This window comes from Streptosporangium sp. H13245 (assembly GCF_055690525.1).
Window position 1 is genome coordinate 322236 of sequence record NZ_JBSZKT010000001.1, and the last position, 18558, is coordinate 340793.

17 protein-coding genes are annotated in these 18558 nt (G+C 70.8%); 9 read left to right on the forward strand and 8 right to left on the reverse strand.

Annotated features, from left to right (window positions below; translation table 11 throughout):
* Positions 1-33: 33 nt before the first annotated feature.
* Positions 34-669, reverse strand: a complete 636-nt coding sequence (locus ACW9TB_RS01495) for a LysE family translocator (RefSeq protein ID WP_472746069.1) — start codon at positions 667-669, stop codon at positions 34-36.
* A 638-nt stretch (positions 670-1307) separates the two neighbouring features.
* Here ACW9TB_RS01495 and ACW9TB_RS01500 point away from each other — a divergent pair.
* From ACW9TB_RS01500 to ACW9TB_RS01510, 3 genes are all read left to right on the forward strand, one after another.
* Positions 1308-1637 (forward strand): hypothetical protein, encoded by a 330-nt coding sequence (locus ACW9TB_RS01500; RefSeq protein ID WP_472746070.1) that lies wholly within the window; start codon positions 1308-1310, stop codon positions 1635-1637.
* 156 nt (positions 1638-1793) lie between these two features.
* Complete coding sequence (locus tag ACW9TB_RS01505; RefSeq protein WP_472746071.1) at positions 1794-3044, forward strand: DUF418 domain-containing protein; 1251 nt, start codon at positions 1794-1796, stop codon at positions 3042-3044.
* Between the two features lie 288 nt (positions 3045-3332).
* Positions 3333-4541 (forward strand): serine hydrolase domain-containing protein, encoded by a 1209-nt coding sequence (locus tag ACW9TB_RS01510; protein ID WP_472746072.1) that lies wholly within the window; start codon positions 3333-3335, stop codon positions 4539-4541.
* Positions 4542-4627: 86 nt separating this feature from the next.
* Here ACW9TB_RS01510 and ACW9TB_RS01515 read toward each other — a convergent pair whose 3' ends face one another.
* The 4 genes from ACW9TB_RS01515 to ACW9TB_RS01530 form a co-directional block, all read right to left on the reverse strand.
* Entirely contained in the window at positions 4628-5227 is a 600-nt protein-coding gene (locus ACW9TB_RS01515; protein WP_472746073.1) for a dihydrofolate reductase family protein, read from the reverse strand.
* Positions 5228-5305: 78 nt separating this feature from the next.
* Complete coding sequence (locus tag ACW9TB_RS01520; RefSeq protein WP_472746074.1) at positions 5306-6037, reverse strand: SRPBCC family protein; 732 nt, start codon at positions 6035-6037, stop codon at positions 5306-5308.
* A gap of 49 nt (positions 6038-6086) precedes the next feature.
* Entirely contained in the window at positions 6087-6674 is a 588-nt protein-coding gene (locus ACW9TB_RS01525) for an ArsR/SmtB family transcription factor (RefSeq protein ID WP_472746075.1), read from the reverse strand.
* Positions 6675-6840: 166 nt separating this feature from the next.
* Positions 6841-7779 carry an NAD(P)-dependent oxidoreductase gene (locus ACW9TB_RS01530; RefSeq protein WP_472746076.1) on the reverse strand — a complete coding sequence of 313 codons (939 nt, stop codon included), beginning with the start codon at positions 7777-7779 and terminating at the stop codon, positions 6841-6843.
* Positions 7780-7959: 180 nt separating this feature from the next.
* Here ACW9TB_RS01530 and ACW9TB_RS01535 point away from each other — a divergent pair, with 180 nt between their 5' ends.
* Positions 7960-8913: a GlxA family transcriptional regulator gene (locus tag ACW9TB_RS01535; protein WP_472746520.1), complete on the forward strand. Its 954-nt coding sequence runs from the start codon at positions 7960-7962 to the stop codon at positions 8911-8913.
* A gap of 164 nt (positions 8914-9077) precedes the next feature.
* On the opposite strand, the gene ACW9TB_RS01540 is transcribed toward ACW9TB_RS01535, so the two are convergent.
* On the reverse strand, positions 9078-9350 hold the full coding sequence (locus ACW9TB_RS01540) for a GlsB/YeaQ/YmgE family stress response membrane protein (protein ID WP_329088698.1): 273 nt from the start codon (positions 9348-9350) through the stop codon (positions 9078-9080).
* An 888-nt stretch (positions 9351-10238) separates the two neighbouring features.
* Here ACW9TB_RS01540 and ACW9TB_RS01545 point away from each other — a divergent pair.
* Complete coding sequence (locus ACW9TB_RS01545; protein WP_472746077.1) at positions 10239-12248, forward strand: NAD(P)-binding protein; 2010 nt, start codon at positions 10239-10241, stop codon at positions 12246-12248.
* Positions 12249-12314: 66 nt separating this feature from the next.
* Here the strand turns inward: ACW9TB_RS01545 and ACW9TB_RS01550 are convergent, their stop codons facing one another.
* Both ACW9TB_RS01550 and ACW9TB_RS01555 read right to left on the reverse strand, forming a co-directional pair.
* Positions 12315-13343: an acyltransferase family protein gene (locus tag ACW9TB_RS01550; RefSeq protein ID WP_472746078.1), complete on the reverse strand. Its 1029-nt coding sequence runs from the start codon at positions 13341-13343 to the stop codon at positions 12315-12317.
* Positions 13344-13648: 305 nt separating this feature from the next.
* Positions 13649-14461, reverse strand: coding sequence for an SDR family NAD(P)-dependent oxidoreductase (locus tag ACW9TB_RS01555; RefSeq protein WP_472746079.1), 813 nt, complete (start codon positions 14459-14461; stop codon positions 13649-13651).
* A 159-nt stretch (positions 14462-14620) separates the two neighbouring features.
* Here ACW9TB_RS01555 and ACW9TB_RS01560 point away from each other — a divergent pair, with 159 nt between their 5' ends.
* From ACW9TB_RS01560 to ACW9TB_RS01575, 4 genes are all read left to right on the forward strand, one after another.
* Positions 14621-17137 carry a nitrate- and nitrite sensing domain-containing protein gene (locus ACW9TB_RS01560; protein WP_472746080.1) on the forward strand — a complete coding sequence of 839 codons (2517 nt, stop codon included), beginning with the start codon at positions 14621-14623 and terminating at the stop codon, positions 17135-17137.
* Positions 17134-17541 carry a roadblock/LC7 domain-containing protein gene (locus ACW9TB_RS01565; protein WP_329088690.1) on the forward strand — a complete coding sequence of 136 codons (408 nt, stop codon included), beginning with the start codon at positions 17134-17136 and terminating at the stop codon, positions 17539-17541. The genes ACW9TB_RS01560 and ACW9TB_RS01565 overlap by 4 nt, the downstream gene beginning before the upstream one ends.
* 67 nt (positions 17542-17608) lie before the next feature.
* On the forward strand, positions 17609-17956 hold the full coding sequence (locus ACW9TB_RS01570) for a DUF742 domain-containing protein (protein ID WP_472746081.1): 348 nt from the start codon (positions 17609-17611) through the stop codon (positions 17954-17956).
* Positions 17937-18512 (forward strand): GTP-binding protein, encoded by a 576-nt coding sequence (locus ACW9TB_RS01575; protein ID WP_472746082.1) that lies wholly within the window; start codon positions 17937-17939, stop codon positions 18510-18512. Before ACW9TB_RS01570 ends, ACW9TB_RS01575 begins: the two co-directional genes overlap by 20 nt.
* Positions 18513-18558: the final 46 nt, after the last annotated feature.

Genomic DNA, 18558 nt, shown 5'->3' on the forward strand with positions numbered 1-18558 from the left:
CCACCTCGCCCAGCGGCACACGACCCCGGTGGTTCACGACTGTTGCGTCGCCAGCCGTAGGCCGAAACCGATCACGATGAGGCCCGTGAGTCGATCCAGGCCACGCTTGACCGATGGCCTGTGCAACCAGTCACGCACCAGACCGGTGAACCCAATGAGCAGGGCACTCCACAACAGTCCCTCGCAGACGTGAACACCAGCCAGCAGGACACCCATCGCGGCGTGAGGTACGTCGTCCGGCATGAACTGAGGAAGCGCCGCGACGTAGAAGGCACCCACCTTCGGGTTGAGCAGGTTGGTCAGCAAGCCGCGACGGAAGGCCGGGAACCATCGTCCGTCGCCGGACTGTTCGGGTACCGTCGCCTCACCTACAGGACCCTTACGACTACGCCAAAGCATCTGACCGCCCATCCACATGAGATAGGCGACACCCGCCCAGCGCAGCACCTCATAGGCGAGGTGAGAGGCCGCGAGAAGAGCGGCCAGACCGGCGGCTGTCAGAAGTCCCCATAGCAGCGTCCCGGCCTGGATACCGAGAACCACTGCCCAGGCCGACCTTCTACCGGCGAGCAGGGAAGTACGCAAGATCAGGGCCGTGTCCAAACCGGGCGTGAGGGTGAGCAGTCCCACGACAACGGCGAATGAAGTAATCGATCCGTAAACGTCCACAGGCCGTCACCGTACTCTCTGGCGCGAGGTTCCTTGTCGGAGGCACAGAGGTTCCCACTGCCCTGAAACGTCAAGGCCGACAGCCTCAAGGTCTCAATCGGTTGGCAACCTCTGTCGAGAAACGCGGCATCAGGTGGGTGGCTGTTCGTCGGCTTCCTGGCCGGCGGGTGTCGGGTGAGCGTGTCGGGTGGGTTCACGCTCCGGTGGGCGGGTGCTCCGGGCGGCCGTCGTTGGTGGCGGTTCTGGTGTGTCAGGCCTGCGGCCCGGCGGGCGCGCTGGTTACGGATTTTCACAAGCCGCCCGGAGCACCCACCCACCTCCGCGCACGGCCCGCCTCGCCATACGCCGTGCGGACCGTAGCCGCTTTCTCATAGGCCGCCCATCGTGCCCTGTGACGCTGAGGCAATCCGTACGGGACCGTCCGGGCAAGGCGCCGTAGCTGAAGCGCCCGTGCGGAAAGGAGCGCGGAGGCGCTCGCCGCAACCTGCGCCGTACGAAGCCCGGACAGCCGATCGCCGTTTCGTGGCGATGGGTCATCGGCGAATTACTTTGGGTTTTCCCTGGTAGGGCCACCGGGAGTCGTTCGGCTCTGCGAATCGGGTCTCCTCGTACCGTCTGTCGTCGTATCGTAACTTTACGTGACCGAACAATCACCGATGCCCTGGTGCTCGCTCAGCACGACACTCACCGCCGACGAATACCTCGTCCTCGACAGGATCCCCGATGGCCACAACGTCGTGAAGACGGAGGTCACGTGCGAGATCCAGGAGGGGCACCCGGGTCCCCACATGGCTCTGGGGCAGGCCTACGGGCCGGGACCGGACGCCAAGGAGTCATGGCTCCTGTGGGACGAACGCGTTCGAGAGCTTCGAGACCTCCTTCCCTGTGAGGCGGTGGACGCCGAGTCCGAGAACGTGTGCGTGCTGCCGCTGGAGCATCCCGGCCGCCACGGCTTCTGTCTCGACTGAAGCGGATCCGCTCTTTGACCGCTCTCGGGCTAAATGCGTCCTACGCCCGGTCCTCGCCGTCCCCGCCGAATTCCCTATCGGGCTCACGGCTTCGCCCTCGACGTCCGAGACGACTCCCGCTCGGCCACGACAGCACGACAGGAGGTCCGTTCCCTCATGGCGACGACCAGCGCCCCGATCCGCGGCCCGGTTCAGGCCGGTGAACGCGCGCTCGCGCCCGATCTCGCCCGTGGCTTCATGCTGTTGCTCATCGCCGTGGCGAACACCCCCTGGTATCTGTGGGGCCGGGAGCTCCGGGCCACCACGATCCATCCGCCCGGAGGTTCGGCGCTGGACCGGATCACCCAGGTGATCGCCATCGTCGGGGTGGACTTCCGGGTCTATCCGATGTTCGCGTTCCTGTTCGGCTACGGCATGGTGCAGCTTCTGTCGCGCCAGCGGGCCGCCGGGCACTCGGAGCGGGCCGTACGGGCACTGCTGCGCCGCCGAAGCCTGTGGCTGCTCCTGTTCGGGTTCGCGCACGCGGCACTGCTGTGGCAGGGGGACATTCTCGGCGCGTACGGCCTGGCCGGGTTCCTCCTCTCCTGGCTGTTCCTGCGCAGGAAGGACCGCACGCTGCTGGTCTGGGCCGCGATCGGCATGGGCGTCCTCACCCTGGCGACCCTGCTCAGCGCCGTGGGGGCCTACTTCGCCTCGGGTACGTCCCCTGAGGTCATCGGCTACCTGTCCTTCGGAGCGGCGAGCGTCGCCGAGAGCGATCCGCTCGCCGCGGCGTTGGAACGCCTGGCCTTCTGGCCGATGGTCGTGGTCGGCCAGGGCCTGCTGGGGCTCGTGCTGCCCATCGCGATCGTCCTCGGTTTCTGGGCCGCCCGGCGGCGGATCCTGGAACAGCCGGGCGAGCACCTGCCGCTGCTGCGCCGCGTCGCCGTCGTGGGCATCGCCGTCGGCTGGCTGGGCGGGCTACCGCACGCGGCGGCGGTCATGGGTGTGCTGAGGATCCCCGAGGAGTCGATGTTCGTCTTCGAGGTGTCCCAGACGGCCACCGGCCTGCCCGCCGGGCTGGGCTACGCGGCGGTGTTCGGGCTGGTCGGGCACCGGCTCGGGCGTCGGCGACGGCCCGGCCCGGTGTCCACGGCGGTGGCCTCGGTGGGCAGGCGGTCGATGTCGGCCTACCTCGCCCAGTCGCTGCTCTGCGCCCCGGTGCTGGCCGCGTGGGGCCTCGGGGTCGGAGCCCACCTGCACAGCGCCTCCGTGGCCGGGTACGCGATCGTCGTCTGGCTGATCACCGTGGCCGCGGCCTGCGGCCTGGAGCGTCGCGGCAGCCGGGGGCCCGCCGAGGTGCTCCTGCGTCGGCTGACGTACCGGACGCGGCACACACCCGCCCCCACCGCGGAGGCAGGACGGTAGCGGGTCAGGGAGCCGATCTCGCCGAGCCGTCCGCGACGTGGAGCCTGACGGTTCTCGCGTCCGACGCGGTCGCTCGATCTCGTCCCGCCGACCGGCGGTGCGATGCGCCGGGGTGGCGGCGGACACGCGGGTGGCCGAACCGGTTCCGGTGCGGCGGTAGTGCTGGCCGTACCCCGCACAGGCCGGTGGGCGGGGCCCCACACAGGCCGGTAGGCGGTATCGATCACGACCTGCTCGCGCCGACATGCTTACTGGCACCACACCACGCCATCAAGCAGAGAGCCTCCGATGCTCCCCTTCACCACCGTCACCTCCCCGTCGACCAGGTCCGCGTCCACCGGGCGCCGTGGCCTACCGGCCCTGGCCACCGCGGCCGTCGTCGCGCTGAGCAGCCTCGGCCTGGCCGTCGCCCCGGCCACCGCCGACGCCGCCCCGCGGACCGGTCCCGCCGACAGCATGCAGACGAGCCTGAACGACCTGGTCCGCGGCGGCGGCTTCCCCGCCGCCCTGGCGGCGGTGCGGGGCCGCGACGGGCGTACCCGCGACTACACCGCCGGTGTGGCGGACCTGAGGACGGGGGCGAGGGTTCCCGTCAACGGGCAGGTACGCGTCGGCAGCAACACCAAGACGTTCGTCGCCGTGGTCGTGCTGCAGCTGGCCGGGGAGGGCAGGCTCGACCTGGACGCGCCGGTGGAGGAGTATCTCCCCGGCCTGGTCCGCGGCAACGGCAACGACGGCCGGAACATCACGATCCGCCAGCTGCTGCGGCACACCTCCGGCCTGCCGGACTACGCCGGGGACCTGCCGCCTTTCTCCGAGTTCCAGCACCGCTACTTCGAGCCTCGCGAACTGCTCGACAGGGGCCTGGCCCAGAAGCCGGTGGCGGCTCCGGGCGCGGGGTGGAGCTACGCCAACACCAACTACGTCGTGCTCGGCCTGCTCGTACAGAAAATCACCGGCCGCCCGATCGGCGAGGAGATCACCGGCCGGATCATCAAGCCGCTCGGGCTGCGTGACACCTACTGGCCGGGCATCGGCGAGCAGGGGATCCGCGGCGCCCACCCCCGCGGCTACGCGTCCACGGGACCCGGTGCGCAGGGCGCCGCGTCCATGGTGGATGTCACGCGGATGGACCCGTCCATGGCGTGGGCGGCCGGGCAGCTCATCGCCACCCCGCGTGACGTCAACCGCTTCCTCGTCGCGCTGCTGGGCGGCGAACTGCTCAAGCCGACGCAGCTGGAGGAGATGAAGCACACGGTCGAGATGCCCGCGCCTCCGGCCGGTTGGGGCTACGGGCTCGGCCTGATGAAGATCAAGCTGAGCTGCGGCGGCCACGCGTGGGGCCACGGCGGCGATGTCCCGGGATACGAGACCCGCAACGGCGTGACCGAGGACGGCCGCTCGGCCACGGTCGCGGTGACCGCGCTGCCCGGCACACCGGCCGCCGGACAGCAGGTCAACGCCGCTCTCGACACCGCCCTCTGCGCCGGTAGGTAGGGCCACGAGCGGCCCCTTTCCCGGGGCCTCACTTTCCGGGGCCTCATTTCCCGCCCGCCGCCCCGGCGGTTCGTCGATTGGCGGGGCTACCGTTCCTGGCCGGTCGACCGGTAGACGCACACGTTCACGCCCGCGCCGCTGGTGACCGTGGAGACCAGTTCGAACGTGCGCAGGCCACCGTCGTCGGGGAAGATCGTCTTGCCGCCGCCGAGAATCACCGGCGAGATGATGAGCCGGAGCTCGTCGGCCAGGCCCTCGCCCAGGAGGGTGCGCGCGAGGGTGGGGCTTCCCATGACCACCAGGTCGCCGCCGTCGGTCTCGCGCAGCTTCCGGATGTGGGCGACGGCCTCGTCACCGGGGATGCGGGTGGTGTTGTCCCAGGTCAGCTCGTCGTCGCCCAGCGTCCCGGACACCACGTACTTCGGGATGGTGTTCATCCGGTCGGCGAACGGGTCACCGGCCCGTCCGGGCCACGCCGCGGCCATGGTCTGCCACGTGCGGCGTCCGAACAGCAGCGCCTCGGCCCCGCCCAGCGCGTCGTCGAAGGCGCCGCCGATCACCTCGGCGTCGAAGAACGGGTGTGACCAGCCGCCGTGGGCGAAGCCGCCGTCGGTGTCCTCCTGGGGTCCGCCCGGCGCTTGTACGACGCCGTCCAGGCTCACGAACTCAATGATCACGGTACGCATGTGATTACGCTCCTTGAGGGGGTGTGTCGCTGAGGTGTACGGCCACCGCTCCGGACGGGCCGGGCGGGATTCGGCCGGTCAGGCGAAGTTCTCGGACGTCCAGGCGTCCCACGCGGCCTGCTCGTCGCGGCCCGCGAAGTTCTGGTGGCCGAGGAAGAGGGCGTCGCCTCGGGCGGTGCCGGAGTGGATGAACCGGTACAGGCCCTCGTCCGTCCGTACGCCCAGGTTGACGGGCAGGTTCGCGTAGTAGACGACCCCGGCGGAGCCGTCGGGGAGCCGGACGCGGTCGCCCTCGCCGACGTCCGGCGTGACGCCCAGCGCCTCCGTGACGATCTTCCAGACGGCGTCCGGGCCGCCCGCTCCGGGCCGGACGGACGTGGTGACCGACGGGGTGCGTCCGGCGAAGTGGGTGAGGTACTGCCCGAGGGTCTCCAGGTAGATGGGCCAACCGGCCTTCATCGCCTCGAACTCGGTCTCCCAGTCGTCACCGAGCACGCCGCTGTGCACGAGCCGCAGCACGGTCGTGCCGCCGCCGCGTCCCTCGACGAGATACTCCATCGCCATGAACCGGCCGTCGGGATCCTCCTCGCCACGGGTCGCGAGGCGGGTGCCGGGCTCGTAGGCGGTGATCGTGGACCGCTGGGTGTGGCCCATCATCGTGAGGTGGGCGGGGCCTCCGGCGGACGTGCCCAGCTCGGTGCGTCCCATGAACCAGGAGTCGACGCCCGGCCCGGTCGCGATCGCGTCCCAGACCTGCTCGGGAGTGGCGGCGAGCTCGATCTCCTGGTTCAGCTCGAACGGGTGCGTCATCGGACACCTCCGGTGTGGATGCTCCCGGCTTTCCGCCGCGGGGAGGAGGTCAACGGTTTTCCTTCACGCTCGGGTGGAGGGCGACGACGATCCGGTGGTCACGGCCGCTCTCGGCGGACTCGTCGTGGTACTTGGACACCAGGGCCGCGACGGCCCCGGCGAGCTCCCCGGCGAAGGCGGCCCGGTCGGCGGCCGAGGCGAAGCGCACCTCGCCGTCGATCGCGAAGGTCGCGACGCGCTTGCGCGCCTTGGCTGCACCGGTGATGAGCGCCCCGACGTCGCGGACCAGCCGGGCCGCGACGGCCAGCATCCAGCTCGCCGACAGCTGGTCGGGGGAACGGGCCGGGTCGGGCTCGACGGACGCGAGCGCGGTCGGGGAGATCACGTAGGAGGCCGCGGTCGCGCGCATGATGCGCTCGTTGACGTTGCCCTTGCGCCGCTCCTCGATCATCTCGACGAGCCCGTGCGCCTCAAGCGCCTTCAGGTGGTAGTTGACCTTCTGCCTGGGCAGGCCGACCCTGGCGGCCAGCATGGTCGCGGAGCCGGGCTCGCTCAGCTCGGCCAGCAGCCGGGCCCGGATGGGGTCCAGCGAGGCCTCGGCGGCGGCCGGGTCCTCGATCACGGCGATGTCCTGCATGTTCGACAGGCTATTGCCGACAAATTAACTTGTCAAGGAAGTCTTATTTGCCGGTACGCCGCCCCCTCACAGACCGGGAAACCCGGTCCCGCCTCCGGCCTCCTCCGGAGGCGCGGACCCCGGTTTCCTCCGGCCCGCCTCGCCGGTGAGGCGGGCCGGAGGTTCGTCACGGGCGGCGATCCCCGGTCTCGGCGAGGGGCTCGGCGGTGACGCCCCTGAAGTGCTCGACGATGCGCGCGTAGCCGTCGAGCGCGTGGCCCCCGGCGATCGCCTCCTCGATGAGAGCCCTGGTGTACTCGGGCATCGCGGCGTCGACGCCCCGGGCCCGGCTCTCGTGGATGAGGTGTTCGACCGGGGGCAGCTGGGTTTCGAGCGTGGCGTCGGTGGCCCGATACTCCCCCGCGTCGATCTGACGGGCGTACTCCGTCATGAACGAGGCCACGCTGGTGAGCCAGCCGGTCGCGTACGGCAGGAAGGTCGTCGCCGTGATCTTCTCGCTGCCGACCAGGGCGAGGGCGTGCATGAAGCTGTTGAACGTCCCCCACATGATGCCGAGCAGGGCCACGTCGTACAGCGACGGGATGCCCGGGTCGGTGCTCAGATGGCCGGTCCCGCCCCCGAGCAGTTCCAGCGTGGGCCGGTGAGCCGCGAAGATCTCGTGAGGCCCGCCGTACAGGATGACGGCCTCGGGGGTGCCGATGCCCGGCGGCGTCATCATGATCGCCCCGTCGAGGTATCCGGCACCGTGGCCGTCCGCCCACCCGGCCGTCGCGCGGGCCTGGTCCGAGGTGCCGGAGGTGAGGTTCACCAGGACGCGGCCCGTCAGGGCGTCGCCCACCGGGCCGAGGATCTCGCGCACGGCGTCGTAGTCCCGTACGCAGACGATCACCAGCGGGCTCGCCGCGACCGCCTCCGCGACCGTGGACGCCGCGACCGCTCCCGCCGCGACCAGCTCGTCGGCCTTGTCGCGGGTACGGTTCCACACCGTCGTCCGGTGGCCCCCGGCCAGGAAGGCACCGGCCAGGGCCCGGCCCATCAGGCCCAGCCCGATGACCGTCACCGCCGGACGGCCGTCGGTCCTGTCACTGCTTGTCGTGCGAGTCATCCGCTCGTTCCCCGTTCGCTGACACGGCACCGGTGGCTCCGGCCCGCGATCAGCCTCGCAGCGCCTGTCACGGCCTGAAAGTGGCAGGACTGACGACATACACCAAATTCCCGCCATAGAATGACGATCATGAGAGCCGGTTCCGTCGCCCTGGCCGTGATCAACGACGACTCCATCCCGATGTGGGACATGTACGAGCTGGGCATCGCCTGCACGGTCTTCGGCGTGCCCCACACCGACCTCGCCGACCCCTGGTACGACCTGTGGCTGTGCGGTATGCGGCCGGGCACCGCGCACACCGGATCCGGCTTCGCGCTGAACACCCCCCACGGGATGGACCGCCTGGCCGACGCCGACACCGTGATCGTTCCCGCGGTGCCCGAGGCCTGCATCGACGGCGGCCTGGAGCTCCCAGAGGAGCTGCTCCGGGCGCTCCGCCGGGCCGCCGCCGCCGGGGCGCGCATGGTCTCCCTGTGCAACGGCGCCTTCGCGCTCGCCGCGGCCGGGCTCCTGGACGGCCGTCGCGCCACCGCCCACTGGTCGCACATCCCCACCCTGGCCAGGCGCTATCCGAAGGTGCTGGTCGACGAGTCGGTGCTGTACGTCGACGACGGCGACGTGCTCACCAGCGCCGGTCTCAGCGGCGGGCTCGACCTGTGCCTGCACCTGGTCCGGCGCGATCTCGGCGCGCGGGTGGCCAACCAGCTGGCCCGTCTCATGGTGGTCCCCGCGCACCGGCCGGGCGGCCAGGCCCAGTTCGTGGAGCAGGTGGTGCCCGCGACCGGCGACGGCGGCATCGCTCCCGTGCTGCACTGGGCCGTGGAGAACCTCGACCGCCCGCTCACGGTCGAGGCGCTGGCCGAACGCGCCGGGATGAGCCCGCGCACCTTCCACCGGCACCTGCGTGCCGCCACCGGGACCACCCCGATGAGATGGCTGCTCAACCAGCGGCTCGCGCGGGCGCAGAGCCTGCTGGAGTCGACGGACCTGCCGGTCGACAAGGTCAGCGAACACAGCGGGCTCGGCACCGCGAACAACCTGCGCCACCACTTCGCGCTCCATGTCGGGGTGTCGCCCACCGACTACCGGCGCGCCTTCCCCTCGGCCTCCCCGGCGGGGGACGGCCACGCCTGACCGTCGCCCGTCCGGCCGAGGGCGCGCGTTCGGGGCAGTACGGCGCACGCGACGACGGCCCCGTCCCGGAAAGATCCGGGACGGGGCCGTCGCGAGTGCCCGGGGCGGTGGTCTCCGGGTTCCCCGGGATCTCCCCGCGGAACCCGGCCGCCCCGGGTCACGGACTAGCGGACGCCTCGCCTGCCGTACAGGCTCACCGCCAGGATGACGCCGACTGCGGCCAGGGCGATCTGGATGATCAGCTCGATCCAGTCGATACCGGACGTGGCGGAGACTCCGAGGGCTCCGGCGATCGCGGTGCCGATAAGTGCTGCGACGATACCGATCACGATGGTCAGCCAGATCGGGATGCCCTGCTTGCCGGGCACGACGAGCCGACCCAGGGCACCAATGATGGCGCCGATAACGATGGCGGTAATGATGCCGGTGACTGTCATGTTCCACGCTCCCTGTCTGCTCAGCTGCCAGGCGTATGCCCTGGGAAAGAGGAACAACACATAACGGGATGCCCCGAATTAGTGGCCGCCCCCACGGGACACACCCTGAGCTCGTACGGGACACGTCGTAAGGGGGTCGCGAATCGGTCCCGATCGGGGTTCGAAGGTGGGCGTACCGGTGCCGACGACGGGAAATCGGCGGCCTACCTCGGCGTTCCCCGCGGTGTGCCCGGCGCGGGGAGTGGCGCGGCCCGGCGGGGATCGGCGGAGCGCAGGCCCGGTGTCACCGGGGACGAGGGCTCCGGCGGGCAGCTCCCCGCCCCCTCGGGAACCGCTTCACCCGGCCCCTTCTCCCGGTGCCGCCGCTCCATTCGCCGCTTTCCCCGGGCCTCGTTCCGTACGCCGCTTTCCCGTGTCGCGACCCCGGTTACCTCACGCGCGACACTTTCCTTACCGGCCTTCCTTGGCGGTCGCGGAAAGGGCGTGAATACGGGTTCCGGCCCGGCATGTCCCGCTTAATCGCGGGTCATATGGCGGTTACGGGCGCGAGCCGATCCTCCGGGTTCTCCTCACGCGGACGGGCATTGTCACGACAACTCCCTCGCTCTGCGGCCCCTGGTGCTGGAGGAACGAACAGGGACAGAGCAGCAGGTAAGGGTGGTTGGGCGTGGAGTGACACACGTCCGGCGGAGCCCTTTCCCCCCAGATCGGACGGGACATCGCACCGCCAATGCCATATCACCCCCTCACCCCCTTTGATTCCCGGTGACCACGACATAACGCTTATAAGGGAAATATCATGACAGTGCGTTAATGGCGTGGGTAAAAACTTCCCGAAAACGCAGCGAGGCAGCCCCGCCGATCCATTCAGATCGTGATGATCACCCCATGACAGATCCTCACGAGATCAATCCACGTAAGGCCCTGGAACTCGGCATGGACCGGCCCATCTCCCGCCGGGACTTCTTCGATGGGGTGATCACGGCCACCGGGATCGCGGCGGCGTGCTCACTGCCCGGGATCGGCGGGGGAGACACCCACCCCCCGCGTACGGAGGATCTGGAGCTCTCGCCTGACATGTCCTACCCGCCGTCCCTCACGGGGTTGCGCGGCGACACCGCCGAGGCGCTGAGCGTGCCGCACGCCCTCCGCGACCGGCGGTTCTGGCCGCACGCGGGGACCCCGGAGCCCACCGGCGAGCACTACGACCTGGTCGTGGTCGGCGCGGGGATCAGCGGTCTCAGCGCGGCCCACCGGTGGCTGGAGCGCGATCCCGGCGCGCGGATCCTGATCCTCGACAACCACGACGACATCGGCGGGCACGCCCTGCGCAACGAGTTCCGCCCGGAGGCCAGGAAGGGGCCGCTGGTCGCGTACGGCGGCTCGCGGTCGATGGAGCGCCCGTCCGCGTGGACCCCGGAGGGCATGGACCTGCTCGCCAAGCTGGGCGTCCACCCCGAGAGGCACGGAGAGCCCCCCGGCCGGGGCCTGTACGCGGACCTGGGAATGCACGACGGCGTCTTCTGCGACCGGGAGACGTTCCGCGAGGAGAGGCTCGTCGTGTTCACGCCCGGCAAGAGCGCGCCTCGCTGGATCGCCGAGCTGCCCGTCGCGGAACGAGCCAGGAAGGACCTGCTCATGCTGTACGGCGATCCGCCCGACTGGTTCCCCGGGCTGTCCGCCGAGGAGAAACAGGCGCGGCTGGCCCGGCTGACCTACTCGGGTTTCCTCAGGGACGTCTGCGGGGTCCACCCGGACGTGCTGGCGTTCGTCAGGACCATGCCGAGCGAGGAGTGGGCCTACGGCTCCGACGCCTTCGGCGCGATCGACGCCTGGGGCAGCGCCGACGAGTACCGGTACGCGGGGTTCCAGGGGCTCGGGCTCGACAGGTCCAAGCCGTCCAGGTACAACTCCCCGACCGTGATCAAGGAGTGGGACGCGGACGAGCCGCGCGCCCGCCGCTTCCCCGAGGGCAACCACGCGATCGTCCGGATGCTGGCCGCCCGGATGATCCCCGGCTTCGCCACGACCGGTGGCGCGAAGGACATCACCACCGCGGGCTTCGACTACCGCGCGCTCGACCGGCCGGGCAACCGGGTCCGCGTACGCCTGTCCAGCCCGGTGGTCTCAGCCGCCAACGACAACCTCCCCTGCGCGGCCGGCGGCGCCACGGTCGGCTACTTCGACGGCGAGCGGGTGAGGACCGTACGGGCGGGCGGCGTGATCATGGCCTGCTGGAACTCGATGATCCCCTACCTGGTCGACGACCTCCCGCCCGCGCAGCGAGCGGCCCTGCGGCGGGCGGTCAAGGTGCCCCTGCTGTACGCGACCGTCCAGCTCCGCGACTGGCGGGCCTGGCGGAGGATGGGGATCAGGCGCGCCAGGTTCACCGGCGCCCGCTGGTGCGTGGCCGAGCTCGGCGACCCGATCGACATCGGCGCCTACCGGTGCCCGAGGAGGCCCGAGGAGCCGATCGCCGCGCACCTGGTGAGCACCCCCGTCACACCCGGCGTGTCACCCGCGCACGGCTCGGTCGCCGGACGGCACGCCCTGATCGAGACGCCGTACGAGCACCTGGAGTACGGCATCCGCGACCAGCTCACCCGGCTGCTCGGGCCGGGGGGCTTCGACGCGGCCCGCGACATCGAGGCGATCACGATCAACCGGTGGGGACACGGGTACGCGCCGGAGTACGCCACCCCGTGGGACCTCGACTTCTACCCCGACGGGCAGCCCCCGGCGGCCGTCGCCCGCAGGCCGCACGGCCGGATCGCGATCGCCAACTCCGACTCCGTGCCCGCCGCCCGCGCCGACGCGGCCGTCACCGCCGCCTACCGCGCGGTCGCGGAGCTCCAGGACAGGCCCCCGCTCCCCTCCCGCGGGCCGCTCCTGGCCTGATCCCACGGATTCCACGGCACCCCCGTGGACTTCCGCGTCCGGAGGGGCCCGCTCAGTCTGGTCTTCTCAGCCCGGTTTCCTCAGCCTGGTGAAGGCCCAGTTCATGCTGGGTTCGACCGCCCAGCGGGTGACGCGCCGCACCGGCGCCGTACACAGCAGGGCGGCGAGCCCGACCCCGAAGAGCGCCACGGCCGCCACCCCCGGCAGGGTCTGCGACCAGTCGCCGTAGAACCGCTCGGCGACCTTCACCACCAGGCCGTGGAGGAGGTAGGCGTACATGGTCGCCATGCCGAGCCCGGAGTACCAGGTTTGCCTGGACGGGGTGATCGCCAGGAACGCGGCGACGAGCACCGCGCCCGCGACCAGCATGCCCAGGCGAATCAGGCTGCCGGTGAGGTCGTCCACCCCGATCGCGTCGTTGGCGTGCCGCCAGCGGATCCACTCGGTCTTCACGGAGGTGTGGATGGCGAACGCCAGGACCGCTCCGGCGGCCAGGGTGACCGCGCCCGCGATCCGGACCCACCGCTTCTTGAGCCACTCGAAGTGCTCGGGCCGCAGCATGAGCCCGAGCACGTAGAACGGGAGCAGGCCGAGGGTGCGGTTCATCGACAGCTCGTCGGGGAGGTTGCTCATCCCCGACAGCAGCGACAGCCCGACCGCGACCACCAGCGGCCACCGCAACTGCTGCCAGACCGGCGTGGACAGCCGCCACAGGAACAGCGACATCAGGAACCAGGTCAGGTAGTACGGGTCGAGGAGGCTGATGTCGAGCTTGCCGTACAGGAAGAGGCGGGGCAGCGAGTAGATCAACTCGAAGATCACGTACGGGACGGCGAGGGTGCTGATCAGCTTGCGCGCCTTGCCCGACGAGAAGGTGAAATTTCGTGACAGGTAGCCGCTGAGCACGATGAACAGCGGCATGTGGAACGTGTACACGAAGAAGTAGGCGGCGTGCGCGGCCGGGACGTCCCGCAGGTCCTCGATCAGGTGGCCGGACACGACCAGGGTGATCGCCAGGAACTTGGCGTTGTCGAAGAACGGGTCCCTGGCCGCGGCGGGCGGGAGGACGGCCCGCAGCGGGGTTGTGACGCTCACAGCCCCGGACGGTAACCGGACCCGCCCAACACCCGGCGAACAGCCGGTGACGCGCGGGGAAATCCCCGCCGCGAACCGTCCTCCCGGGCGCCGCGCGACCGCCCGTCGCGCTCGCGGCCACGGCACGACGACCGCGCGCCCGCGCAGGTACGCGCGTACCCGCGCGAGTGATCCCGCTCGCCGCCGTACGGTCGCCCGCCGCATGTCCGCGCGCCCTATGTCCGCGCGCCGACGCGCCTCGGGCGCGGGCTCGCCGGACCCGTCCGCACGGGCCGCGGGTGGCCGCGCGGGTGGTTAGCGGGCGGTTACGGGACGCCGACGGCGGCGGCGCTGGCGTCCCAGAGGGCGCGGGCCAGCGCGGGGTCGGTCATCCTCCTGGGAACGGCCGCCGGGGCGCTCTTGGCGAAGTAGCGGCCCGGATGGGCGGCGCCGTCCGCGTGGGTGGCGAGGTGGACCATGGTGCTCGCCCCCTCCTCGACGGTCTGGCCCATGCCGGGAACGTTCATCACCATCCACATCATGAACGTCGACGGGGCGAACTCCGTCTTGATCACGCCCGGATGGAAGCAGGTCGCGGCCACCCCGGTGCCCTGGAGGCGGCGGGCCAGCTCGACCGTGAACAGGGCGCCCGCCTGCTTGGTGTCCCCGTACTGGAGCCAGCCGCTCCAGCGCCGCCGCTCGCGGTCGAGGTCGGACGGGTCGAGGCCCCCGGTCTTGCCCGCCCGGGAGGTGGTGGTGATCACCCGCCCCGTGACCCGTTCGAGCAGCAGGCTCGTCAGCAGGAAGGGCGCCAGGTGGTTGACCTGCATCATCGTCTCGTGGCCGTCGCGCGTGAGCGTGCGCTTGGTGGTCATGACACCCGCGTTGTTGACGAGGACGTCGATCCGCTCGTAGCGGGACAGCAGCTCGGCCGCCAATCTACGCACATCATCCAAAAAGGTGTAATCGCAGGTGAAAGTATCCGGAACCGCCCCGGAGACCTCCCGCACCCTTTCCGCTACCCGAGCTGTCTTGTCGGGATTACGGCCGACCAGAACTACTGTCTGCCCGCGCCTCGCGAGTTCCACTGCGGCAGCCGCGCCAATTCCGGCACTAGCCCCGGTAATCACACTAATCATCAGATCCTCCACTGCGCAAAAACCTTATTCGGTGCTAGTCTCCTGTGCGATCTTCCGGAGGCGTATCCACCCCTAAACCGGCACGAGCCTCCACACGCTCAGAGGTTGGGACGAGTGGACATGGGCTCTAGAAACCGCTCGATTCGGTTCAAGATTTTCTTGCTGTTGCTCCTGCCGCTGCTGTCACTGAGCGCGCTGTGGGGCTTCGTGCTCAACCTGACCGTCGGCGACGGCATCGCGCTCCTCAGGGCGAACGCCCTCTACCAGACGGTGGGCGTCACCTCCACCGAGCTGGGTCTCCAGCTCCAGGCGGAGCGGACGCAGTCGTCGGTGGCGATCAGCTCCCGGGTCCTCACCAGCGGGATGGGCGACCAGCGGGCCCGTACCGACCGCGCGGTCGAGGGGTTCAGGCAGGCGGCCTCGGCCGACGATTCCGGCAGCCCGGAACTGCGTAATTCGCTGGACGAGCTGCTCCGCCAGCTCGACAGGCTCCCGAGCGTCCGCTCGGGCGTCGACAGCGGGCAGCACACGCGGCTGGGCGTGCTGTCGAACTACAACCAGATCCTCGACGCGGTCTTCCTGGTGTACGACCAGATGGCCGCGGTGCCCGACCTCTCGATCTTCCAGCAGGCCGCGGCCATGCAGGGGATGGGCAACGCCCACGACATGATCGCCAGGGAGAACGCGCTGATCAGCGGGGCGCTGATCGACTACCGGCTGTCCGAGGAGGAGCGCAAGGCCTTCGGCGAGTACGTCGCCACCCGGCGCTTCCTGCACACCCGGGGCGCGGCCTCGCTGGATCCCGAGCTGGGCGCGCAGTACCGCGACACCTTCGCCTCCGCCGCCTACGAGAAGTTCACCGACCTGGAGAAGGCCATCGCCGGGTCGACCGGCGGCCGGCTGGCCCCCGAGGCGAGCAAGTGGAAGGCGACCACCAACGCGATCTCGACCTGGCTCGACAAGGTCAACCTCGCCTCCTCCAAGATCCTGGCGGATCGGGCCCAGGAGGTCGCCACCGGCGTCCTGGTCCGGATCGTGATCGCCGGTGGCGTCGGCCTGATCGCGGTGGTCGCGTCGATCATCATCTCGGTCCGCTTCGGCCGCCGCCTCGCCGCCGAGCTGGCCGGGCTCCGCTCGGCCGCCCTGGACCTGGCGGACGTGCGGCTCCCCCGCGTCGTGGACCGTCTGCGGCGCGGCGAGGAGGTCGACGTACGGGCCGAGGCGCCGCCGATCCAGGCGGGCGGCTCGACCGAGGTGCACGACGTGGCCCACGCGTTCGGCTCGGTGCAGCGCACCGCCGTGGAGGCCGCCGTCGGCCAGGCGAACCTGCGGCGCGGTGTCAGCCAGGTCTTCGTGAACCTGGCCCGGCGCAAGCAGAGCCTGCTGCACCGCCAGCTCACCCTGCTCGACAGCATGCAGCGCCGGGCGACCGACCCCGACAGCCTTGAGGACCTGTTCCGGCTGGACCACCTGACCACCCGCATGCGGCGGCACGCGGAGGGCCTGATCATCCTGTCCGGCGCGTCGCCCGGCCGGTCCTGGCGCAAGCCGGTGCCGGTGATCGACGTCCTGCGGGCCGCGGTCGCCGAGGTCGAGGACTACACCCGGGTCAACGTGGTGCCGGTGCCCGACGTCTCGCTCGACGGGGCCGCGGTCGCCGACATCACCCACCTGGTGGCCGAGCTGATCGAGAACGCCACGATCTTCTCGCCGCCGCAGACCACGGTGACCGTGCGCGGCGACGTGGTGGCCAACGGGTTCGCCGTCGAGGTCGAGGACCGCGGCCTGGGCCTGAGCGTCGAGGAGTACGCGGCGATCAACGAGCGGCTGGCCAGCCCGCCGGAGTTCGACCTGGCCGACAGCGACCGGCTCGGCCTGTTCGTGGTGGGCCAGCTCGCCTCCCGGCACGGTGTGCAGGTCATCCTGCGCGGCTCGCCGTTCGGCGGCACCACGGCCATCGTCCTCATCCCCCGCCCGGTGATCGCCCAGCAGGGCTCGCCGCTCGCCCTCACCGCGGAGCGGCCGTCCTTCACCGCCGAGCGCGTCGACGGTCGCCCGGGAGACGGGCGTCCCGGAGAGGTGTCCGAGTCCGCCCCGCCCGGCGCGCTCGCCCCCCCGGCCAACGGCAACGGCCTCCCCCGCAGGACCAGGCAGGCCTCCCAGAACCAGCCGAACCAGCCCGCCTCCGCCCCGTCCCTCAGCGTGGTGACGGACCTGCCCGCACGCACCCCGTCCCCGTCCCCGGGCCCGGGCCAGGCCGTGCCCACGGGCCGCGAGGCGGGATGGGACACGGGCTGGAACGCGGACTGGGACACGTCCTCCCGCGACGCGCCCCAGGGACCGCCCCAGGAGCCCCGTGAGTCCCACCAGACGCCTCGGGAGGCCCCGCCCAGGGACAAGGGTGGCAACGGCGGTCCGACACGCCAGACGGCCACACAGCCCCCCACGGGGCCGGGCGGGCTGCCCCGCCGGGTCCGGCAGGCGAACCTGGCGCCTCAGCTCCGCCAGGAGGCCGAGCCCCCCGACCCTGAGCCGAGGGCGGAGCCGAACGAGGAGCGTTCGCCCGACGAGGTCCGCGCGCTGTTCTCCGCCTTCCAGGCGGGGGCGCGACGCGGTCGCGAGGAGCAGGACAATGACTTCGCGCACCATACGACAGGCGACAAGGGGGACAAGTGACCGGGAAATTGACCAACACCGGCGAGCTGAACTGGCTCCTCGACGACCTGACCACCAGGGTGGGCGCGGTACGCCAGGCGGTGATCCTCTCCACCGACGGGCTGGCCGTCGGATTCTCGAAGGGGCTCCTGCGCGAGGACGCCGAGCATCTGTCCGCGGTCGCCGCCGGATTCCAGAGCCTGGCGCGCGGAGCGGGACGCCACTTCGGCGGCGGCGAGGTGCGCCAGACCATCGTGGAGATGGAGTCGGCGTTCCTGTTCGTCACCGCCGCGGGACAGGGCACCTGCCTGGCCGTGCTGAGCAGCTCCGACGCCGACGTCGGCCACATCGCGTACGAGATGGCGATGCTGGTCAAGCGGGTCGGCCAGCACATCTCCACCAATCCACGCCAGGGTCTCTCGTGAGGAAGGGAGCGGGCGGCCGCGTCGTCGACGGACCGTTGGATCCCCGAGACCGGTGCCGGAGGTCCGGATGACACACTGGATGGACGAGGAGGCCGGGCCGGTCGTCCGGCCGTACGCGCTCATCGGGGGTCGTACCCGCTCCTCCGGTGACAAGCTGGATCTGGTCGCGATGGTCACCTCGACGCGCGGCACCCCGTCCGGGGGGTTCGTCCCAGGCCCCGAGCAGGAACGCATCCTCTCCATGGTCACCACTCCGACCTCGGTCGCCGACGTCGCCTCGGACCTCAACCTGCCGCTCGGCGTGGTGCGGGTCCTGCTCGGCGATCTACAGGATCACAAGCTCATCTCGATCGGGCGCGCCTCCGCGAGCGAGCGCATTCTCAAGGAAGTGATCAATGGACTTCGGGCCCTCTGACGAACCCGTCGCCCTCAAGATTCTCATCGCGGGTGGCTTCGGGGTGGGCAAGACAACGCTTGTGGGCGCCATCAGCGAGATCCGGCCGCTCCGCACCGAGGAGGTCCTCTCCGACCGGGGCATCGGCATCGACGACGTCGACGGTGTCGAGGGCAAGACCACCACCACGGTCGCGATGGACTTCGGCCGCATCACGATCAGGGAGGGCCTGGTCGTCTACCTGTTCGGCACGCCGGGCCAGGAGCGCTTCTGGTTCATGTGGGACGAGCTGTCCTACGGCGCGCTGGGCGCCGTGGTGCTCGCCGACACCCGGCGGCTCACCGACTGCTTCCCCTCGATCGACTACTTCGAGCAGCGCGGCACGCCGTTCATCGTGGCCGTCAACTGCTTCGACGGCGCCGACCGGCACGAGGCGGAGGACGTGCGCGTCGCCCTGGACCTCGACGCGAACGTGCCGGTGCTGCTCTGTGACGTGCGCCGCCGCGTCTCGGCGAAGACGGTGCTCGTGACGCTCGTGGAGCACTCCCTGAGGGTGCTGACGGCCAGCCAGAGCTGAGGAGCGGGCCGGGGTCGCCCCGGCCCCCGGTACCGGGGGCCGGACG